This window comes from Sinorhizobium saheli (assembly GCF_001651875.1).
GTDB classification, from domain to species: Bacteria; Pseudomonadota; Alphaproteobacteria; order Rhizobiales; family Rhizobiaceae; genus Sinorhizobium; species Sinorhizobium saheli.
The window spans coordinates 425-20,650 of record NZ_LNQB01000075.1 but is presented as its reverse complement, the minus strand read 5'-3'; the positions used below and the strand labels follow the sequence as shown (position 1 = coordinate 20,650).

Genomic DNA, 20,226 nt, shown 5'->3' with positions numbered 1-20,226 from the left:
GGATCAGCCTTTGACCGCGCCGGCCGTGAGGCCCTGCACGAGATAGCGTTGAATGAGCAGGAAGAAGAGGCAGGCCGGGATCAGGGCCAGCACGCCGGCGGCCATCATCTGCCCGAAGTCGACCGAGAATTTCGAGACGAAGGACAAAAGCCCGACCGGGAAGGTCGCCTGCTCATTGCCGGAGATCAGCATCAGCGAGAAGAGCAGTTCGCTCCAGGCGGCGGTGAAGACGAAGCCGAGCGTGGCCGCGATGCCGGGCAGCGTCAGCGGCAGGATGATCTGGCGGAAGGCGACGAATTGCGTGGCGCCGTCGATCATCGCCGCCTCTTCCAGATCTTTCGGAATGCCGTCGAAGAAGGACTGCATCAGGAAGGTGGCAAAGGGCACGTTGAAGGCGGTGTAGACGATGACGAGGCCGGTGAGGCTGTTGGTCAGCCCCAGGGGCGAGAGGATCTTGAAGATCGGCGCCACCAGCATGACGAGCGGGAACATCTGGGTGAGCAGCATCAGGGTCACCAGCCAGTATTTGCCGCGGAAGCGGAAGCGCGACAGCGCGTAACCGGAGAGCGACGAGAGGATGGTGACGACCACCGCGGTCGAGCCGGAGACGATCAGGCTGTTGCGGAAGAAGACGGGGAAGGCGCTATGCCTGAGCACGAAGTCGAAATGCTCGAGGCTCGCCCGGGACGGCCAGAGCCGGACGCCTTCGGTGTAGAGCAGGTCGTTCGGCGTGACCGCCACCTTGAGCAGCCAGAAGAGCGGAAAGAGCGCGAAGGCGATATAGGCGAGGATCGCCAGACGGTGCGCAACGTTGAGGAGAGCGGGTCTTGTGCGCATCGGTTCAATCCTTGCTCAGGAGCCATTGTCTGAGGATGACGATCAGCAGCGAATAGGCGAGAAGGAGAGCGAGCAGCACGAGCGCGATCGCGGAGGCGTAGCCGAAGTCCAGCCGCTTGAATGCCTGGGTGAAGATGTAGCTCGCGACGATTTGCGTCCTGTCGGCTGGGCCGCCGCCGGTCATGACGATGATGAGGTCGGCGAAATTCGAGATCCACACGGTGCGCAACAGGATGGTGATCGCGATCGTCGGAGCGAGAAAGGGAAGGGTGATCGACAGGAAGCGCTGGAAGGCGCCGGCGCCGTCGATGCTCGCCGCCTCGTAGAGATCGCGCGGGATCGCCTGGAGCGCCGCGAGCAAGGTGATCGCGAAGAAGGGAATGCCCCACCAGATATTGGCGACGATCGGTCCCCACATGGCGAGCCCGGGATCGGAAAGGATATTGGCCGGCTGGCTCATCAACCCGAGCGCATGGAGCCAGTGCGGCAGCGGCCCGACGACGGGGTTGAACAGCCAGGCCCAGTTGAGGCCGGCAAGGAAGCTCGGCACCGCCCAGGGCAGGAAGACGAGCGCCTGCGCGAGGGCGCGGCCGCGGAACGGCTTGTCGAGCAGAAGCGCCAGGATCAGGCCGAAGGTGAACTGCAGGAAGACGGAAGCACCGGTCCACCACAGCGTGTTGCGGAGCGAGCGGAAGAAGGCTTCGTCCCGGGCGAGCGCGCGGAAGTGATCGAGCCCGATGAAGCCGCCGGAAAAGGGGTTGAGGAGCTGGACGTCGCGGAAGGCATAGGAGACGCCGAGCACCAGCGGCACCAGCATCACCGTGACGATCAGGATCAATGCCGGCGCGCTATAGAGATAGGGCGCCGAGGCATCCGCGAGGCGCTTCATCAGCGGCGGGCGGATTGCGGAACGGCCCTGGCGTACGGCATAGTCCATCGATCAGCGTTCCCGTTCTTGGCCGCTTTCCGGCGTTTCCTGTTCTGCCGCGAGGCGCGGGCGGCGTGCGTGGCGCCGCCCCCGGCTTCCGTTACTTCTTGTTCGCCAGATACTTCTGCTGAGCCTTGGTCAGGTACTCGGCCCATTGGTCGGCGAGTTCTTCCGGCGTGATGTCGCCGAGGAGCGCTTCCTGGGTCGTCTTGATCGCGAGCGAATCCTTGAAGAAGGCGAATTCCTCGAGGTAGGTCGGCATCACGGTCAGCACGACGTCCTTGTCGGCGAGTTCGTCGAACCAGCCCTTGAATTGCGGGCTCGCATAGAAGGGGTCCTTCTCGGCCGACTTGTGAACCGGCAGGGCGCCGGTGCGCTTGTTCCACTCGATATTGCCTTCCGGCCCCTCGAGCGTTTCGATCAGTTTCCAGGAAAGGTCCTTGTTCTGGCTTGCCGAGAGCATCGACCAGCCGGCAAAGCCGATCGTCGTGAAGGCCTTGCCGCTCGGCCCCTTGGGCATTGTGGTGACGCCGAAATCCTCGGGCTTCATGCGCTGCGCGATGGCGATCAGTGCGTCCGGGTCCTGGTCGAGGAAGGCGCAGGTGCCGCTATAGAAGCCGGCGACGATTTCGTTGAAGCCCCAGTTGACGCTGTCCTTCGGCGCGAGACCCTTCTTGTAGAGGTCGATGACCCAGGTGAGGCCCTTGACCCAGCCTTCGCTGTTCATCGTCGAGGTGCCGTCCTCGTTGAAGAACTTGTTGTCGCCGGCCATGGTGGCGCCAAACATCACCCAGCCATTGAGGCCGCCCGGACCGCCGCGCAGGCAGTAGCCGGACTTGCCGGGCAGCTTGGAGACCGCCTCGGACGCCTTGACGAAGTCGTCCATGGTCTTCGGCGGCTCGGAAACGCCGGCCTCCGAGAGCAGCTTCTTGTTGTAGAACATCGCCCGGAGATAGAAGCCGTAGGGCAGCATATAGGCGGTGTCGTTGACGTCGCGGCCGAGCTCGAGCGCCCGCTCGGTGAGGCCTTCAGTATGCTCCCATTTGGCGAGATAGGGCTCGAGGCTTTCGAGCATGCCGTTATTGGCATAGAGCGACAGCCAGGTGTCCGGCATCTCCATCACGTCGGGGATTTCGCCGGCCGACACCATGGTGGCGAATTTCTGGAACGCCTCGCCCCAGGGGAGCGAGATGATGTCGACGGTCGTGCCGGGGTTCGCCGCCTCGAATTTGGCGACGATCGATTTCAGCGTTTCGGTGCGTTCGGGGCTGGTGATGACCTCGACGAGCTTCAGTTTCGTATCGGCAAGAGCACTGCCGGCCATCAGCGTGGCGAGCAGGGTAGCGGTGATCAGTTTCCTCATTCTCGGTTCCCCTTTTCTCAAGGTGTGGCGTCAGCCTTCATGAAGCGGCGGCGATCGCCGCTTCGAGATCGCTCCAGAGGGCCTCCGTTCCCTCCAGGCCGACATGGAGCCGTACCGACCGCGGGGAAATGCCGAAGGCGACCGCGGAATTGGGTTGAGCTTTCTGCGCCAGGACGACTTCGCCCGGCACGATGAGGCTTTCGTGACCGCCCCAGGAAACGCCGAGCTTAAACAGCTGCAGGTGATCGGCGAAGCGGCGCACGTTGAAGCCTTCGCGGAAGATGAAGGAGAAGAGCCCGGACGTGCCGGAGAGGCCCGGCGGCAGATGGTTGCCGAGCCCGGGATGGCTGACGGTTTCGACCGCCGGGTGCTCAGCCAGGCGGCGGGCGATGGCAAGAGCCGAGCGCTCATGCGCCTTCATCCGGATCGGCAGGGTGCGCAGGCCCCGGATCAGCAGCCAGGCGTCGAAGGGCGAAAGCTTGCCGCCGAGATAGGGATAGGCCTCGGAGCGGATGCGGCCGATGAGTTCCGCCGAGCCGGCGACGACGCCGGCGACGACATCGCTGTGGCCGCTCAGATATTTCGAGGCGGAATGGATGACGAGATCGACGCCGAGCGCAACCGGCTGCTGGAACACCGGGCTTGCCCAGCTGTTGTCGATGACGGTGACGATGCCCTGCGCCCTCGCCAGCGCCGCGAGCGCCGCCACGTCGTGCGTGTGCATCACCCAGCTCGTCGGGCTTTCCATGTAGAAGAGCCTGGCGCCGGGGAGCGCCCTTCGAACCGCTTCCTCGTCGCGTCCGTCGACATAGGTGACCTCGATGCGCATGCGCTTCAGATGCGTGCCGAACAGGCGGAAGGCATCCGGATAGACGTGCTGCACGGCGACGATGCGGTCGCCCGGCTCGGCGAAGGAAAGGACGGTCGAGGAAATCGCCGACATGCCGCTCGCGAAACCGATCGCATCCTCCGCGCCTTCGAGCTTCGCCAGCATCTCTTCGAACATGCGCACCGTCGGGTTGAGGCCGCGGGTGTAGATCGGCCGGACGCGTTCGCCGCGATAGCAGGCGACCATCTCGTCATAGTCCTTGAAGGTGAAGAGCGAGGTCTGCACGATCGGCGGCACGACGGCGTCGAAGGCGTTGCCTTCGTCATGCGCGACGATCAGCGAGGCGCTGTCGAACGGATCGAGGCCGTCGTTCATCTGGACATTTCCTTGATGTCTTCCTCGACGATCGCGAGGATTTTCAGTGTTTCCATGCGGGCGGCGTCGGGATCCTGCGCCGCGATCGCGTTGAAGAGCGTGCGGTGGAAGGGAAAGGAGCGCCGGGCGAAATCCGGCCGGTCGAAGGGTTTCTCCCAGAAGCGCTCGAAACCCTCGCGCATCTGCTCGAGCAACTGCCGGAACAGCGGGTTGTGGGTCGCGTCGTAGATCGCGAGATGAAAGGCGAGGTCCTCGGGGCCGGAAGTGCCCTTGGCGAGATGGATGCGCTCCATCTCATCGAGCTTCGTCTCGATGGTGACGAGGTCTGCGTCGGTACGGCGGCGCGCAGCCGCCATGCCGGCCTCGACCTCGATGCCGCGCCGGACTTCCAGCGTCTGCAAGAGCGCGTCGCGCAGATGCTGGGTGTCCAGCGTCAGCGGCATGTGGATGGTGGCGCCGGAAATCGCGCGCCGGAGATAGGTGCCGCTGCCCTTGCGCGCCTCGACCACGCCGAGCGCCTGGAAATGGCTGATGACCTCGCGAACCGTGGAGCGTCCGACGGCGAGCGCCGCCATCAATTCGCGTTCGGCCGGCAGACGATCGCCGGGCTTCAGCCCGGATCGCTCCACGTAGTCGGCAAGCGCGGCTATCACCTGCTGCGCCCGGTCCACCGGCGGCAGGGGGAGCAGTGTCGCTTTGTCCCGCTGAGACATCCGGTCCTCCGGCCGAATTGGTCTGACATCTGAGCAATATGTCGCCGGGCCGCGCCGTGGTCAAGGGGCAAGTTTTGCGATATGCCTCCTGCTGCCGACTTGCGCGGCAAGCCCGTTCCCTGATGTGAAGCAGCACCGATGGTGAAGGTCACGAACGCCTATGCCGGCGACGGCAGCTATCCGACGAGCTATTACGCGGCGTCGCGCAACATCATCCGCACGCCGGTCAGGCTCGAAGGCCGGATCGAGGCCGACATCTGCGTCGTCGGTGCCGGCTATACGGGGCTCGCGACGGCCATTCACCTTGCCGAAAAAGGCTACAGGGTCACCGTGGTCGAGGGGGCGCAGGTGGGTTGGGGCGCCTCGGGGCGCAATGGCGGCCAGATCGTCAACGGCCTCAATGCGAGCCTCTCGACGATCGAGCGCCGCTTCGGCGAGGGTGCGGCCCGTTTCATCGGCGGCCTCGTGCAGGAGGGCGGGCGGATCATCCGCCGGCTCGTCAAAGCGTATCGGATCGATTGCGACCTGAAGCCCGGCAACATCTATGCTGCCTATACCGCTGCACACATGAAGGAGCTCGAGGCCAAGCAGGCGCTCTGGCGCAGGTACGGCATGGACGATCACCAGCTCCTCGACCGCGAGGCGCTGCAGAACCTCGTCGATTCCGAGGCCTATTGCGGCGGCATGCTCGACACCACCGGCGGGCACATTCATCCGCTCAACCTGGTGCTGGGCGAGGCCCGCGCCTTCGAGAGCCTCGGCGGTGTCATATACGAGATGTCTCCGGTGACGCGTGTCGACCATGCGGCCGTACGGCCGACCGTCTACACGGAGAGGGGCGAGGTCTGCGCCCGGATCGTCGTGCTCTGCGGCAATGCCTATCTCGGCGATGCCGTGCCGGCGCTGGTGTCGCGCGTCATGCCCGTTTCGACCCAGATGATCGCGACGGCTCCGCTCGGCGAGGCGCTTGCCCACTCGCTGATCCCGAGCGACATGTGCGTCGAGGACGTGCGCTACATCCTCGACTATTTCCGGCTCTCCGCCGACAAGCGGATGATCTTCGGCGGCGGCACCGTCTATGGCGGCACCGATCCGGCGGATGTCGCGGCGAAGCTGCGGCCCAATCTCGAAAGGGTCTTCCCGCGCCTCAAGGGCGTGAAGATCGACTATGCCTGGAGCGGCAACTTCGCGCTTTCGTTCACGCGCGTGCCGCAGATGGGCCGGATCGGCAGCAACACCTATTTCGCCCATGGCTACAGCGGCCACGGCGTCACCGGCTCGCATCTCTTCGGCCGCACCCTCGCCGAGGCGATCGACGGCGACACATCGCGCTTCGACGTTTTCGAAAAGCTGCCCTGGTATCCCTTTCCCGGCGGGCGCATGTTCCGCGCCCAATATTCGACGATCGGCTCCTGGTGGTACATGTTCAAGGATGCCGTCGGCTTGTAGGCGCTGGTCGCGCGGGCTTCAGGCGCGCGGGCGGAACCATTGGCCGCGGCGTAAACGGATTTTTCACCTCCCGGCCGATCCGCGGAAAAAGATATCTATAAACTCAATCGAGAATATAGGAGAACATGGGTACACGAACCTGAAACAGCGGAGAGACGAGATTGAACGCGAGCAAGGCGATGACCCGATCCCGCTACACGGCTTATTCCTCGCGGGGCGCGCGCAATCTCATTCCCCACTCGATTGCGATCGCGGCCGCTTTCGCCTTCGTCTCGGCGCTGGTGCTCGGGGCGCTCTGATCCTTCGAAGCCGCCATCGCTGCCTCTGCGAGGAAGAAGCCCGTGCCCGGCTCGCGCTGCAACCTGATCCTGGCGGCACATTCCGAAAAGGCTGGACGGCGATCGCGATTGCCGCCGAGGTGAAGACCTTCCATCTGCCGGACGCGGCCTGATTTCCCCCTCGAGGGAGAGGTTCAGCCAAATCGCAACCGGTGAGGGCGCCAAAGTCGTTGTCGTACGTCACGCGCCGAGTGAAGCGAACGCAGCATGTGGTCGTTTTTCGCCTATCGGGCGATTTCGACTGTCGTTCGTCACCGGGTTCTGATAGCTGGCCTGCTGGCGCCACCGGCGCCAGTTTTCAGCCTCGGACATCGCCGTGACCCAAGCCGTCAGTACCGCTCCCTCCCGCAATTCACTTGCCATGGCCGCCCTGCTCCTCGGCGGCGTTGCCATTGGCGGTTCGCCGATCTTCGTGCGGCTTTCGGAGGTGGGCCCGATGGCGACGGCGTTCTGGCGCGTGGCGCTGGCGCTGATTCCACTCGTCGCCTGGTCGCAGCTCCGCAACGGTGCCGTCGTCGACCGGCGGCCCGAGGGATTGTCCGACTACGCCCTGCTCGTCCTGCCGGGCGTCTTTCTCGCCGTCGACCTCGGGGCGTGGCACCTGTCGCTCACCATGACCTCGGTCGCCAACGCGACGCTGCTTGCCAATCTCGCGCCGGTCTTCGTGACGCTGGCGAGCTGGGTGCTGTTCCGCTCGCGCGTGAGCCCGCTCTTCCTCGCCGGTCTCGTCACGGCGGTTGCCGGCGTCGTCGTCCTGAAGGGGGGACCGGCCGCACTTGGCGGCGGCGACCTCGCCGGCGATTCGATCGCCATCGTCGCGGCGATGTTCTATGCGGGCTACATCCTCGCCATCGGCCGATTGCGAAGCCGCTTCAGCACCAACCGCATCATGATCTGGAGCACGGCCTCGGCGGCGGTCTGCATATTGCCGATGACGCTGTTGGCCGAGCCGTCGCTGTTGCCGCCGAGCGCCTTCGGCTGGGCGATGCTCCTTGGTCTCGCCTTGGTCAGCCATGCCGGCGGGCAGGTGGCGATCACCTATGCGCTCGCCTATCTGCCCCCGGCCTTCTCGTCGCTGACGCTGCTCCTGCAGCCGGTCGTGGCGGCGATGCTTGCCTGGGGGCTGCTGAGCGAGCCTGTCGGTCTCCTGCAGGCGATCGGCGGGACGGTCGTGTTGATCGGCATCCTGATCGCCCGCCGGGGCTGAAGCGGCTCAAAGCGCGGCCGACATCCCTTAGATTCCCGGCAGCGCGAAACCTGCGAGCCGCTCCTCGAGTTTCAGGATCGTCGGCACGTCGGCATTGGCGAAGGCGAAGCGCAGGTAGTTTTCCTGGCCTTCGCCGAAATAATCGCCCGGCAGGCAGACGATGCCGGCGAGCTTCGCCAGTTTCTCGGCGACGAACTGCGAGTCGATATCGGGGAAGGGGTGGCGGATATAGGCGAAATAGGCGCCGATTGCCTTCAGCTTCCATTGCGGCAGGCGGTCCATAACGTCCTTCAGCGCATTCGCACGGGTGGCGATTTCGGCGCGGTTGGCGAGCCGCCAGTCGGCAAGCGCCGGAATGGCCCTTGCGACGGCGGCCTGGGCCGAGCGCGGCGCGCAGATCTGCAGATTGTCCATGATCTTGGTGATTTGCCTGATCATCGCAGGCCCGGCGGTGATTGCGCCGAGGCGGTGGCCCGGAATGCAGAAGGATTTCGAGAAGCTGTAGAGGCTGATGAAGCCATCCTGCCAGCCCTGCGTCTTGAACAGCCCGTGCGGCGCTGCGGTCGCGTCCGGCACGAAGTCGCGATAGGTTTCGTCGAGGATCAGCCAGGTGCCGTTTCTCCGGCAGAGCTCGAAGATGCGCTGGAGCAGATCCGGCGGGTAGACTGCCCCGGTCGGATTGTTCGGCGAAACGAGGGCGAGCGCCCGGATGCCCGGCCGCAGCGCGGAGGCGATCGTCTCGACCTCGGGCAGGAAGCCGGCGCCGGCATCGAGAGGTGCGAGTTCGACATTGATGCCGAGCATCGCCAGCGTCGTTTCCTGGTTGAAGTAATAGGGATTGGTCATCAGCACGGTATCGCCGGCGCCGGCAACCGCCATGGCGGCCGCGATGAAGGCCTGGTTGCAGCCGGAGGTGATGTGGACGTTGTCGGCGGCGACCGCCGCACCGTAGAGCGTTGCCAGATGGTCGGCATAGGCCTTGCGCAATTCCGCCTCGCCCTCGATCGCGCCATAACCGATGTAATCCGCCGACGCTGCGGCTTCGCCCAGCCATTTCAGCATGTCGGGATGGGCGGGATAGCCGGGCACGGCCTGCGAGAGATCGATGAGCGGCCCCCTTGCCCCGTCATAGGCCTTCGCCCAGGCGAGCACGGAAGGCACCGGCGGCGGCGAGAGTTTTTCGACGAGGGGATTGAAATGCGGCATGTCGGGCTTCCTGCTGTTGATAGTAGTCGGGGCGAGGCGGAGCGCTCGTCCCGCCTTATGACTTGATCCTGCGCTTCTGCGGCCGCTCGGGACGCCGTCCGCGTGGCGACGAGATGGGCTGGAAACTCTCCGCTGCCGCCGCGCGACCTTGGGTTTCCGGCTTCGGCATGCGGGAGCGGATGATCGTGCGGGCGGACGTCTGCAGCTCCGGCAGCGGCTCGCTTTCAAGCGCCGCAAAGAGCCAGTCGATGAAGACGCGCACGATCGGCGCGGCGCGGACCTCGCTGCGGCAGGCCGCATAGAAGGCATCATTGGCCGGAACGGTCAGATCGAAAGGGGCGATCAGCTCGCCGCGCGCGATCAGGCTGCCGGCCGTGATCGTGTCGCCGAGCGCCACACCCTGGTTGTGCAGCGCGGCCTCGGTCGAAAGCCGGGCGTCGCTCATGAAATGCTGACGACTTCGCGGAAGGTCGATCGCGTCGGCGGCGGCGAGCCAGGTGTTCCACTCGCGGCCGTCGTCGCCATGCAGCATCACATGGTCGCGCAGATCGCGGATGGAGCGAAGCGGCCGCGTGTTGAGGAGTGTCGGGCTGACGACGGGAAAGAGCTCGAGCCGGCTCCACAGCCGCGTCCAGCAGTCCTGCCAACTCCCGTCGCCATAGAGCAGGCAGACGTCGACATCCGGGGAATGGAGGTTCGCCGCGTCGTTGGAGGCGATCAGCTTCAGCCGGACATCGGGAAACTGCTCGGTGAACAGATGCAGGCGCGGGATCATCCAGAAGGAGAGCAGCGCCGGTACGCAGGTGACCCGGAGCTCCCCGCTCGTCGCCGGCCGGGTCATTGCCGCCGTCGCCGCGGCGATCTCGGCGAAGGCCTGGGTGACCGCGGGCAAGAGCAGCGCGCCCTGGGGCGTCAGTCTCAGCCGCTTGCCGCCGCGCTCGAAGAGGGGCGCGTTGAAGGATTGTTCGAGTGCCCGGATCTGATGGCTGATGGCGCCATGAGTGACGTTGAGCTCGCGCGCCGCGGCGGAAACGGAGCCTCGCCGGGCGGTCGCCTCGAAGGCGCGCAGCGGATTGAGGGGCGGCAGGCGGCTCGACAAGCAAGAACTCCGGAGGCGGTAGTAATGTGAGTTTTTCTCACATGAAACGCTATAACAATGTCAATTGATTTTCCAGCAGAATTGTCTCCTAATGAGCGGAAATAAAGGCAAAAGCCGGGGAACCATGATTGCGCCGTTTCAATCGGCAAAGGCTGCAAAGCCGATCTTGCGGCGCGTCGCGTGCCTGCCCCGGCCTGGAAATCGCGAGAGCGGGACGCTGGCGGAAAGCGCTTGCTTTGCCATCAGCCCGCTCCGGAGAGAGGGAGGGTCCGGTGCATGGCCTGGGATGACAAGAAGCTCGATGAATTGAAAGCGAAGTATGGCGAGAGCCATGGCGGCGAGCTTTTCGATCCGGCCTTCCGCAAGGTCGCGGACAAGATCTTCACCAAAGGCGGCACGCGGCTTGCGCCCTATTCCGGGATCCCGACCTTTCTGACGGCGCCCTATATGCCGGTCGATGCGGACAGTCCCGATTTCGGCAATCTTCAGGTGGCACTGGTCGGGATGCCCATGGACCTCGGCGTCACCAACCGCCCGGGTTCGCGCTTCGGGCCGCGGGCGCTGCGCGCGATCGAACGCATCGGTCCCTACAATCATGTGCTCGGCTGCGCGCCGGTGCATGATCTTCGCGTCGCCGACATCGGCGACGTCTCCTTCCGCAGCCGCTACCGGCTTGAACTCAGCCACGAGGATATCGAGAAGCGCATCAACCAGGTCGTCGATGCGGGTGTCCTGCCGCTCTCCGTCGGCGGCGATCATTCGATCACCCATCCGATCCTGAAGGCGGTCGGCAAGAAGCGGCCCGTCGGCCTGATCCATATCGACGCCCATTGCGACACCGGCGGCGCCTTTGATCACACCAAGTTCCACCATGGCGGCCCGTTCCGCAACGCCGTGCTCGATGGCGTGCTCGACCCGACCCGCGTCGTCCAGATCGGCATTCGCGGCTCGGCGGAGTACCTGTGGGAGTTCTCCTACGAATCCGGCATGACCGTGATCCACGCCGAAGAGGTGACCGGCCTCGGCATTCCCGCCATCATCGCGAAGGCAAGGGAGATCGTCGGCGACGGCCCGACCTATCTCTCCTTCGATGTCGACAGCCTCGACCCGGCCTTCGCGCCGGGGACCGGGACGCCGGAGGTCGGCGGGCTCACGACCCGCGAGGTGCTGGAATTGATCCGCGGCCTCAAGGGCATCAATCTCGTCGGCGGCGATGTCGTCGAGGTGGCGCCGCAATACGACGCGACCACCAATACGGCGCATGCCGGCGCCCAGGTGCTTTTCGAGATCCTGAGCCTCATGGTCTTCAGCCCGGCGGTTGCCGCCGGCGGCTGAGACGTGCTCGCCGCGCCAAAGAGTGCAGCAAGGGATATGATGTCGAATGCCATCCGGCATCGGAGCAAGCAAGATCGAAAAGCCTGAAGAATCAGGCAGAACAGGGAACGCGGCGAGCGCCGCAAAGTCAGAGGAGACAGGCAATGAAAATCAATTCCATCAAGCGCCGCACGTTGCTTGGCGCGGGGCTTGCCGGCGCGTCGATGCTGGCGATGCCGGCGGTGCTGAGAGCCCAGGACAGGTCGCTGAAGGTCGGCGTCTATGGCGGCTATTTCAAGGATTCCTTCGACAAGAACATCTTCCCGGAATTCACCAAGGCGACGGGCATCTCTGTCGAATCCGTCGCCGAGCCGACCGGCGAGGCCTGGCTCGTCCAGCTCGAGCAGGCCGCCCGTGCGGGCCAGGCTCCGGCCGACCTCTCGATGATGTCGCAGGTCGCCATGCTGAAGGGCCAGGCGACGGACCTCTGGACGCCGATCGACATGGCGAAGATCAAGGACGCATCAAACCTGCTCGACCGCTTCATCAACAAATATCCGGACGGCCGCGTTGCCGGCGTCGGGGCGGTTTCCTGGTACATCACGCTGGTGACAAACACCAACGTCTACAAGGAGCCGCCGACCTCCTGGGAGGCGCTGTGGGACCCCGCGAATGCCGACAAGCTCGGCCTCCTGGCGCTCGTCTCCAACTCCTTCCTGCTCGAAGTGACCGCCAAGACCTTCATGGGCGGCACCAATGCGCTCGATACCGAGGAGGGCATCCTCAAGGCGTTCGAGAAGCTCGCCGAGGTGAAGCCGAACGTCCGGCTCTGGTACCGCGACGAGGCGCAGTTCGAGCAGGCGCTGAAATCCGGCGAAATCCCGATGGGCCAGTACTATCACGACGTCACCGGGCTCGCGGCGGCCGACGGTCATCCGGTCCGCTCCACCTTCCCGAAGGAAGGCGGCATCCAGGATTCCGGCTGCTGGGCCTTGTCCCGCGCCTCGCAGAAGGTCGAGGAAGCGCATGTCTTTATCGATTACATGTGCCAGCCGGCGATCCAGGCGACGCTCTCGCGCAAGGTCGGCACCGCGCCGACGGTCAAGCGCGAGTCGACCGACCTGACGGACAAGGAATTCGCGGCGGTGTCTTCCGACATCGAACCGATCATTCCGCGCTACGACCTCTACCAGACGAAGTCGGACTGGTTGAACCAGAAGTGGACCGAACTGATCGTCGGCTGAGGCCGGTCGCTTTCGCGATGATCCTCTCGCCCCGGCTGCGAGGACGGGGAGCAAAGGCTCGTTGCGTAATCCCTTAAACCGCGAGCGGTTTGGGGATAATCTGATGCGAAACCAATGGATGCCGCCGGCCGTTGCGCCTCCGGTGGGGCGCCGGCGCTTGCCCCTCATGCGCGAAACATGGCGCGCGCCGCTCTAGAACTGGGAAACATATGTCGGGACTTGCCCTGCAGAACGTCGTCAAGGAGTTCGGAACCTTCCGGGCCGTCAACGACGTCGACCTCACGGTGCCGCACGGCACCTTCGTCTGCATGCTCGGGCCGTCGGGCTGCGGCAAGACCACGCTGCTGCGCATGATCGCCGGGCTGGACCTGCCGACCTCCGGAGCGATCAGGCTCGACGGCGAGGACATCACCCGGGTGCCGACGCACAAGCGCGATCTCGGCATGGTGTTCCAGTCGCTGGCTCTGTTCCCGCATCTGACCGTCGGCGAGAACATCGCCTATCCCTTGCGCATCCGCAACGCGCCCAAGGAGGATCAGCAGCGGCGGGTCGACGAGCTTCTGGCGATGATCCATCTGCAGGGCTATGCCGACCGGCCGGTCTCCAAGCTCTCCGGCGGCCAGCGCCAGCGGGTCGCGATCGCCCGGGCGCTCTCGATCTCGCCGAAGCTCTTCCTGCTCGACGAGCCGCTGTCGGCGCTCGATGCGAAGCTGCGCGAGGCGATGCAGGTGGAGCTCAGGCAATTGCAGCAGAAGCTCGGCATCACCACCATCGTCGTCACCCACGACCAGCGCGAGGCGATGACCATGGCCGATACGGTCGTCGTCATGAGCGGCGGCGAAATCCGCCAGGCGGCCCCGCCGGTCGAGATCTATCGCCGGCCGGCCGACAGCTTCGTCGCCGACTTCATCGGGCAGACCAATCTGATCGAAGCGGAGTCGGACACGCTGGGACATGTGCGGGTGCTCGGCCAGCCGGTGCCAGGACTGTCGCTCCTTCCCGGGGCGGCAAAGGCGACGCTCTCGATCCGCCCGGAGGATGTGCGTCTGACCGCGCCCGGCGCCGGGGCGCTTTCCGGCACGGTCACCTTCATCCGCGATCTCGGCGGCACGATCGAGACCTTCGTCGACGTCGCCGGCCGCCAGATCGTCGCGGTCTCGACGCCGCGGGCCCGGCCGGAGGTCACGGTCGGCCAGCGGGTCGGCGTCGCGCTCACGCCCGATTGCTGCGTGGTGCTGCGCAAATGAGACGCGAACCGGCCCAGACCCTCGGCGACTACACGCCGCTTCTCTTCCCGGCGGCGATGCTCACCATCTTCTTCGTCGTCCCCTTCGGCACGATGATCGCGGTCAGCTTCTTCCAGCGCCAGCAGGGCGGCTTCTATACGCCGGCCTTCGTCTATGACAATTATGCGCGGTTCCTTTCGGCCTTCTTCGGCGGCGTGCTCGGCTTCTCGCTGATGCTGGCGATCGCCGTCGCCGTCTGCTGCGTCGTGCTGGCGCTGCCTTTCACCTATCTGCTGACCCGCATGGCGCGCAGCGTCCAGGTCCTGTGGCTGGTGGCGCTGCTCTCGGTGCTTTCCCTCTCCGAGGTCATCATCGGCTTTGCCTGGTCGACGCTCTTCTCGCGCACCGCCGGCATCACCAACATCCTCGTCGCCCTCGGCCTGATGGGCGAGGCGCAGGCATTGACGCCGAGTTTCGGGGCGGTGCTGACCGGCATGGTCTATCAGGCCTTTCCCTATACGGTGCTCGTGCTCTTCCCGGCGCTCGTTCGCCTCGATCCGACGCTGACGGAGGCTGCCCGCACGCTCGGCGCCTCGCCCCTCAAGGCCTTCTTCACGGTGGTGGTGCCGGCGCTCAGGAACACCATCGTCGCGACGCTGATCATGGTCTTCATCTTCGCGCTCGGCTCCTACCTCTTGCCGCAGCTCCTCGGCCGGCCGCAGCACTGGACGCTTTCGGTGCTCATCACCGACCAGGCGATCTACCAGTCCAACATGCCCTTCGCCGCGGCGATGGCGGTCTTCCTCGTACTGGTGACGCTCGGGCTGGTGGCCCTGACGGTGATCGCCGGGCGGAAGGGAGAAGCGGCATGAGCTCGATCTTCCGCCAGTTCTATTTCTTCCTGATCGCGCTTTTCCTCGCCCTGCCGCTGATCGTCGTCGCCGGCGTCTCGATCAACCAGAAGCAGACGCTCGCCTTTCCGCCGGAGGGCTTCTCGGTCTCCTGGTACGGGGAGATCTTCCTGAACCCCGAGTGGCGGAACGCGCTTCTCGCATCGATCACGCTCGCGGTTCTCTCCGCCGCGCTGGCCGTCGCCATCGCGCTGCCGCTTGCCTGGTTTCTCTGGCGGCGGGTGGCGCCCTGGGCGAACATCTTCCAGCTCCTGGGGGTCGCCCCCTTCACGCTGCCGCCGGTCATCACGGCACTGGGGATGCTCACCTTCTGGGCGACCGCCGGCTTTTACGGACAGCCCTGGACCGCGGTCGTCAGCCACGCGATCTTCTTCGTCACCCTGCCGCTGGTGACGCTGTCGCTCGGCTTCACCTCGATCGACCGGTCGCTGGTCGAGGCGGCCGCGACGATGGGAGCCGATGACAGAAAGATCTTCCGCACCGTCGTGCTGCCCTTGATCCTGCCCTATATCGTCTCCGGCTACGCCTTCGCCTTCGTGCTCTCGCTCAACGAATATATCGTCGCCTACATGACCGTCGGCTTCACGATGGAGACGCTGCCGATCAAGATCTTCAATGCGCTGCGCTACGGCTACACGCCGACCATGGCGTCGGTGACGATCCTCTTCGTCTTGACCGCCGCGATCATCTTCGGTCTCGTCGCCCGCTTCGGCGACCTGCCGAAGCTGCTCGGCGCCATGGCATCGGAGGGGAAGTGATGAAGCTCGCCGGCCTTCAGATGAGGAGCATCGGCGGCGACGTCGCCGCCAATCTCGCCCGCATCGAAGGGGCGGCGGTCGAGGCCGCGGGGAAGGGCGCGACAATGCTCGTGACGCCCGAGCTCGGCATCACCGGCTATGGCAGCGGGGAGGCGATCCGCGCGCTCGCCGAGCCGGCGGACGGACCGATCGTCGAGGCGCTGCAGCGCATCTCGCGCAAGGCCGCCATTTCCATCGTCGCCGGCTTCGCCGAACGGGCCGGCGAAGCCGTCTACAACAGCGCCGCCCATGTCGACGGCGATGCCGCGCCAACCGTCTATCGCAAGTCGCATCTCTACGGCGACTACGAGCGTTCGCTGTTCACGGCCGCCGAACCGTCGACGCCGCTCTTCGCGCACCGGGGCATCACCTGCGGCATGCTGATCTGCTACGATGTCGAGTTCCCGGAAAACGTACGCCGGCTGGCGCTTGCCGGCGCCGAGGCGGTGCTGGTTCCGACGGCGCTGCCGGCCGGCTGGTCGGGCAGCTTCATCACCGACCACATGATCCAGACGCGGGCCTTCGAGAACCAGGTCTTCGTCGCCTATGTCAACCATTGCGGCTCCGACGCGATGTTCTCCTTTGCCGGGCTGTCGCTGATTGCATCGCCGGACGGACAGGTGCTCGCCAGCGCGAATTCCGCCGACGAAACCCTTCTCATCGCCGAAATCGACCCAGGGGCGTTTGCCATTTCCCGTTCGGAGAATACCTATCTCGGGGACTTGAACCGCGTCTGAGGGCGGAACGAGGAAAACCGCATGCGGTTTTCCGTCCGCATCCGCTCCGAACATCAAGGTTGGGCAATCATGACCTTGCAACTGACAGGCATCCATCATCTGACGGCGATCACAGCGAACGCGCCCCAGAACCTGCGCTTCTACACGAAGACGCTCGGTCTTCGCCTCGTCAAGAAGACAGTCAACCAGGACGACACCAGCGCCTACCATCTCTTCTATGCCGACGGGCAGGCGACGCCCGGCACCGACCTGACCTTCTTCGACTGGCCGGTCGGGCCGGAGGCGCGCGGCACCCGCAGCATCTCGCGGACCGGCCTTCGCGTCGGCAGCGCCGAAAGCGTCCGGTGGTGGAAGCGCCGTTTCGAAGACCTCCGGGTGACCTCCGGCGACGTCATCGATATCGACGGCCGGACTTCGCTCGATTTCGAGGACGGCGAAGGCCAACGCTTCCGGCTTGTCGATGACGGCGGGCTCCAGCCGTCCTATCCGTGGGAAAAGAGCCCGGTTCCCGCCGAGCATCAGATCAAGGGCCTCGGGCCGATCATCATCAGCGTGCCGGATGTCACCAACACGGCGCTGGTGCTGACGGTCGTGATGAACATGGCCGAGTTGCGTCGCTATCCGTCACCCGGCGTCCGCGAGACGTATGTGTTCTCGATGGGCGCGGGCGGGCCGGCCGCGGAAGTGCATGTGGCGGTCCAGCCCAGCCTGCCGACCGCCCGCCAGGGCGCGGGCGGCGTCCATCATGTCGCCTTCCGGGTGCCGGACGTCGAGACGCTGCACCAATGGACCGGCAGCTCGGTGAGTTCCGCGTCCCGTCGAGCGGCGAGGTCGAGCGCTTCTATTTCCGCTCGCTCTATTTCCGCGAACCGAACGGCATCCTGTTCGAGATCGCCACCGACGGGCCGGGCTTTGCCGTCGACGAGCCGATGGAGACGCTTGGCGAGGGCCTGTCGCTGCCGCCCTTCCTCGAACCGCGACGAGCCCAGATCGAGGCCGGGCTGAAGCCCCTGAACCAGCCACAGTAGGGACTGCCTGGGTCTCGCGGGGGCGCGCAAACGCCGACGTTGCCGGCTTTCCTTTTGCCCTTTTCTCCCTAATTTTCCCAGTGAATTCTCTCATGCGGGAGCGGAAGGATGCCTTATCCATGACCAAACTTCTCGGCATTTCGGGCAGCCTGCGGAAAGCCTCGTTCAACACCGGGTTGCTCGATGCGGCAAAAGCGGTCACGCCCGAGGGCGTCGAACTCGAGACCGCGACCCTGCACGGCATTCCGCTCTATGATGGCGACGTGGAGGCCGAAAGCGGCGTCCCGGCCACCGTCGAAGCGCTCAAGCGTAGGGTCGCCGCCGCCGATGGCGTGATCCTCTTCACGCCGGAATACAACAATTCCATACCGGGCGTGTTCAAGAACGCCATCGACTGGATGAGCCGCCCGCCGGCGGACATCCGGACGGTCTTCCGCGGCCGGCCCTTCGCGCTCGCCGGCGCCTCCTCGGGCAGTTTCGGGACGATCCTCAGCCAGAATGCCTGGCTTTCGGTGATGCGGACGCTCGGCGCCGACCTTTGGTCCGGCAAGCGGCTGATGGTCCCGAAGGCGGGCACGCTGTTCGACGGCGAAGGCCGATTGACCGATGACGCCACACGGGAGCGGCTGCGCGGCTTCGTTCTGGCTTTCGCCGAGTATGTGGCGATCGCGAAGCAGCGCGAAAGCCAGTCTTCCCCGGGATAGCCAGGCTGCAAAATGCTCCAACGCGCGTCCGACAAATGCATTTATGCGACGCGCTCCAGGGTCTTATTTCATGGATGTCGTTACCCATAACCGCTGCACAGTTCCGGGCGACATGCATTACAGCGCCGCGCGTCTTTTCAGACGCGCAAAGGCCGCTCTAAGGCCTTGAATGTACGCACCGTGCTTTCCGAAAATCGAATTCGATTTTCGGGCCGATGCGCTAGATGAGCAGGAAATCACCGGCATTAAAGGCGACGAGATTTCCGAGCTGCGCGATGCTGTCGAGTTCGGCGACGAGCACCGCACCCCCGGCGACGCTCGGTTTGGAGTCGTAGTAAACCGCAGCGTGGCCCAGATCCGTATTGTGGAAGACGAAGAACGCTCCCGTCGCGATGTTGCCGTAGCCGTTGATCGTGCTCTGGACCGTCGCATTGGTGACGCTGGCATCCGTTTTCACGGCAACTTCGGTGCCGGCGACGTTGATCGCTGCGTTGTTCCCCGTCTTGAAAACGATGAGCGCATCATTGTTGCCAACCGAGAAATCGTTTGCTCCAGGCCCGACCTCAAAACATAAGATGTCAACGTCCGTCGAGCTTGTGCCCGGATTGAGATCGATGATGTGATTTGTCGTGCTAGCAAAGTTCCGGAAGACGAACGTGTCGCCGCCAGTTCCCCCGGTGAGCATGTTGTGGCCACCGCCGGCATCAAGGGTGTCATTGCCGGCACCGCCGACGAATACGTCGTTCCCTTGCGTTCCGGTAAGCGCCAGGTTTGCAGTAAGGCTATCGCCATTGGCCTGACCATCGACGTACGAATAGTTGTAGGTCAGTAGGCCCAGGTCGATGTCATTTGCTCCGCTGTTGGACTGCGTGGAGGGTGTTCGGATGGTGAATTGGGCGGTCGACGTGTGTCCCTCTCCATCGTCGATGGTGTAGGACAGGGTGGCTGTTTGGTTGACAGTGCCTGTGCTCACGTTGAAACCGGTGACGACCCCGCCCGCAGTCACCGGCGTGATTGTCCAGCCGTTCGGCAGCGAGCCGACGATGCTCGACGCGGAGATTGAGAGAGCGTCTCCGTCGGCATCCATGTCATTGTTGAGCAACCATGCGGCCGGGAGGAAAACCGACGTCCCGGTTGATATGACGATAGCGTCATCGGATGCCGCGGGCGCCGCATTGGCCGGCGGATCGACCGTGATCGCCATCGTGTCCGTATCGCTCGCGAAACCGTCCGACGTGACCATGGTCAACGTATCGGTGCCGCTGTAGTTGGCATTGCCGAGATAGCTTAGGGCGGCCAGAGCGGCATTCACCTGGGCCAGTGTCCCACTTACCGTCACCGCATCGGTGCCATTGTTGCTGACCGTCACACCGCCGCTCGTTCCAACCGTCAGCTTGCCGTTGGAAACGGAGACGGTCGTGGTGACATTGGCGCTGTCCACGTCGGCAACTGAAACACCGCTGATGGCGGTCGCTGTGTTCGATGCGGTCGACTGGGAGCCCGGCAACGTGTTGACGGGCGCGTCGTTGACCGGGTTGAGGTCGAGACTGGCTGCGCCGGGGACGCTGCCGCCCTGGCCGTCGGTGATGGTGTAGCCGAACGACACTGCCGTGTCGTCGTCGAGCGCCGGCGTATAGGTCCAGGTGCCGTCCCCATTGGCGACCAGCGTGCCGTTGCCGGCGGTGATCTGCAGGTCCGTCGCCGTCAGGCCGTCCCCGTCGACATCGGCGGCGTTGGCCAGCAGTTCCGCCTGGGTGATGAGGCGGGCGCCGCTGTCCTCGGCTATAGGCGCCAGCGTCGCCGCCTCCGTCGTCGGCTGGTCGTTGCTGCCGGTGATGGTGATGGTGGCGGTCTGGGCGACCGAACCGCCATGGCCGTCGACGATGTTGTAGCTGTAGCTGATCACCGCGCTTTCGCCGAC

The 20,226-nt window shown here is 64.9% G+C and carries 18 protein-coding genes and 1 pseudogene; 11 read left to right on the top strand and 8 right to left on the bottom strand.

Annotated elements, in window-relative coordinates; translation table 11 throughout:
• Positions 1-3 precede the first annotated feature (3 nt).
• From ATB98_RS16985 to ATB98_RS16965, 5 genes are all read right to left on the bottom strand, one after another.
• Complete coding sequence (locus tag ATB98_RS16985) at positions 4-837, bottom strand: carbohydrate ABC transporter permease (protein ID WP_066875679.1); 834 nt, start codon at positions 835-837, stop codon at positions 4-6.
• A gap of 4 nt (positions 838-841) precedes the next feature.
• Complete coding sequence (locus ATB98_RS16980; RefSeq protein WP_066875678.1) at positions 842-1,774, bottom strand: carbohydrate ABC transporter permease; 933 nt, start codon at positions 1,772-1,774, stop codon at positions 842-844.
• Positions 1,775-1,865: 91 nt separating this feature from the next.
• Positions 1,866-3,128: an ABC transporter substrate-binding protein gene (locus ATB98_RS16975; RefSeq protein ID WP_066875677.1), complete on the bottom strand. Its 1,263-nt coding sequence runs from the start codon at positions 3,126-3,128 to the stop codon at positions 1,866-1,868.
• Between the two features lie 37 nt (positions 3,129-3,165).
• A complete protein-coding gene (locus tag ATB98_RS16970) occupies positions 3,166-4,332 on the bottom strand; it encodes a PLP-dependent transferase (RefSeq protein ID WP_066875676.1) in 1,167 nt (388 codons plus the stop codon).
• Entirely contained in the window at positions 4,329-5,045 is a 717-nt protein-coding gene (locus ATB98_RS16965) for a FadR/GntR family transcriptional regulator (RefSeq protein WP_066875675.1), read from the bottom strand. The genes ATB98_RS16970 and ATB98_RS16965 overlap by 4 nt, the downstream gene beginning before the upstream one ends.
• Positions 5,046-5,183: 138 nt before the next feature.
• On the opposite strand from ATB98_RS16965, the gene ATB98_RS16960 reads away from it, so the two are divergent.
• From ATB98_RS16960 to ATB98_RS16950, 3 genes are all read left to right on the top strand, one after another.
• Positions 5,184-6,494, top strand: coding sequence for an NAD(P)/FAD-dependent oxidoreductase (locus ATB98_RS16960; protein ID WP_066875674.1), 1,311 nt, complete (start codon positions 5,184-5,186; stop codon positions 6,492-6,494).
• 161 nt (positions 6,495-6,655) lie between these two features.
• Entirely contained in the window at positions 6,656-6,793 is a 138-nt protein-coding gene (locus ATB98_RS29530; protein ID WP_167354085.1) for a hypothetical protein, read from the top strand.
• Positions 6,794-7,148: 355 nt separating this feature from the next.
• Positions 7,149-8,039, top strand: coding sequence for a DMT family transporter (locus ATB98_RS16950; protein WP_066875672.1), 891 nt, complete (start codon positions 7,149-7,151; stop codon positions 8,037-8,039).
• A gap of 27 nt (positions 8,040-8,066) precedes the next feature.
• Here the strand turns inward: ATB98_RS16950 and ATB98_RS16945 are convergent, their stop codons facing one another.
• A complete protein-coding gene (locus ATB98_RS16945) occupies positions 8,067-9,245 on the bottom strand; it encodes an aminotransferase (RefSeq protein WP_066875671.1) in 1,179 nt (392 codons plus the stop codon).
• A gap of 55 nt (positions 9,246-9,300) precedes the next feature.
• On the bottom strand, positions 9,301-10,344 hold the full coding sequence (locus ATB98_RS16940; protein ID WP_066875670.1) for a LysR substrate-binding domain-containing protein: 1,044 nt from the start codon (positions 10,342-10,344) through the stop codon (positions 9,301-9,303).
• Positions 10,345-10,620: 276 nt separating this feature from the next.
• On the opposite strand from ATB98_RS16940, the gene speB reads away from it, so the two are divergent.
• The 8 genes and pseudogenes from speB to ATB98_RS16900 all read left to right on the top strand — a co-directional run bounded on the left by speB (position 10,621) and on the right by ATB98_RS16900 (position 18,305).
• Complete coding sequence (gene speB / locus ATB98_RS16935) at positions 10,621-11,679, top strand: agmatinase (protein ID WP_066875669.1); 1,059 nt, start codon at positions 10,621-10,623, stop codon at positions 11,677-11,679.
• A gap of 143 nt (positions 11,680-11,822) precedes the next feature.
• Positions 11,823-12,902, top strand: a complete 1,080-nt coding sequence (locus ATB98_RS16930) for an ABC transporter substrate-binding protein (RefSeq protein WP_066875668.1) — start codon at positions 11,823-11,825, stop codon at positions 12,900-12,902.
• Positions 12,903-13,111: 209 nt separating this feature from the next.
• Positions 13,112-14,149, top strand: a complete 1,038-nt coding sequence (locus ATB98_RS16925) for an ABC transporter ATP-binding protein (protein WP_066875667.1) — start codon at positions 13,112-13,114, stop codon at positions 14,147-14,149.
• Positions 14,146-15,000, top strand: coding sequence for an ABC transporter permease (locus ATB98_RS16920; protein ID WP_066875666.1), 855 nt, complete (start codon positions 14,146-14,148; stop codon positions 14,998-15,000). The genes ATB98_RS16925 and ATB98_RS16920 overlap by 4 nt, the downstream gene beginning before the upstream one ends.
• Positions 14,997-15,797 (top strand): ABC transporter permease, encoded by an 801-nt coding sequence (locus tag ATB98_RS16915; protein WP_066875665.1) that lies wholly within the window; start codon positions 14,997-14,999, stop codon positions 15,795-15,797. Before ATB98_RS16920 ends, ATB98_RS16915 begins: the two co-directional genes overlap by 4 nt.
• Positions 15,794-16,573 carry a carbon-nitrogen hydrolase family protein gene (locus tag ATB98_RS16910; RefSeq protein WP_066875664.1) on the top strand — a complete coding sequence of 260 codons (780 nt, stop codon included), beginning with the start codon at positions 15,794-15,796 and terminating at the stop codon, positions 16,571-16,573. The genes ATB98_RS16915 and ATB98_RS16910 overlap by 4 nt, the downstream gene beginning before the upstream one ends.
• A 69-nt stretch (positions 16,574-16,642) precedes the next feature.
• Positions 16,643-17,601: pseudogene (locus ATB98_RS16905) on the top strand (ring-cleaving dioxygenase).
• 119 nt (positions 17,602-17,720) lie between these two features.
• Positions 17,721-18,305 carry an NADPH-dependent FMN reductase gene (locus ATB98_RS16900; RefSeq protein ID WP_066875663.1) on the top strand — a complete coding sequence of 195 codons (585 nt, stop codon included), beginning with the start codon at positions 17,721-17,723 and terminating at the stop codon, positions 18,303-18,305.
• Between the two features lie 220 nt (positions 18,306-18,525).
• Here ATB98_RS16900 and ATB98_RS16895 read toward each other — a convergent pair.
• A partial coding sequence (locus ATB98_RS16895; protein ID WP_066875662.1) for a cadherin-like domain-containing protein occupies positions 18,526-20,226 on the bottom strand: 1,701 nt, incomplete at its 5' end.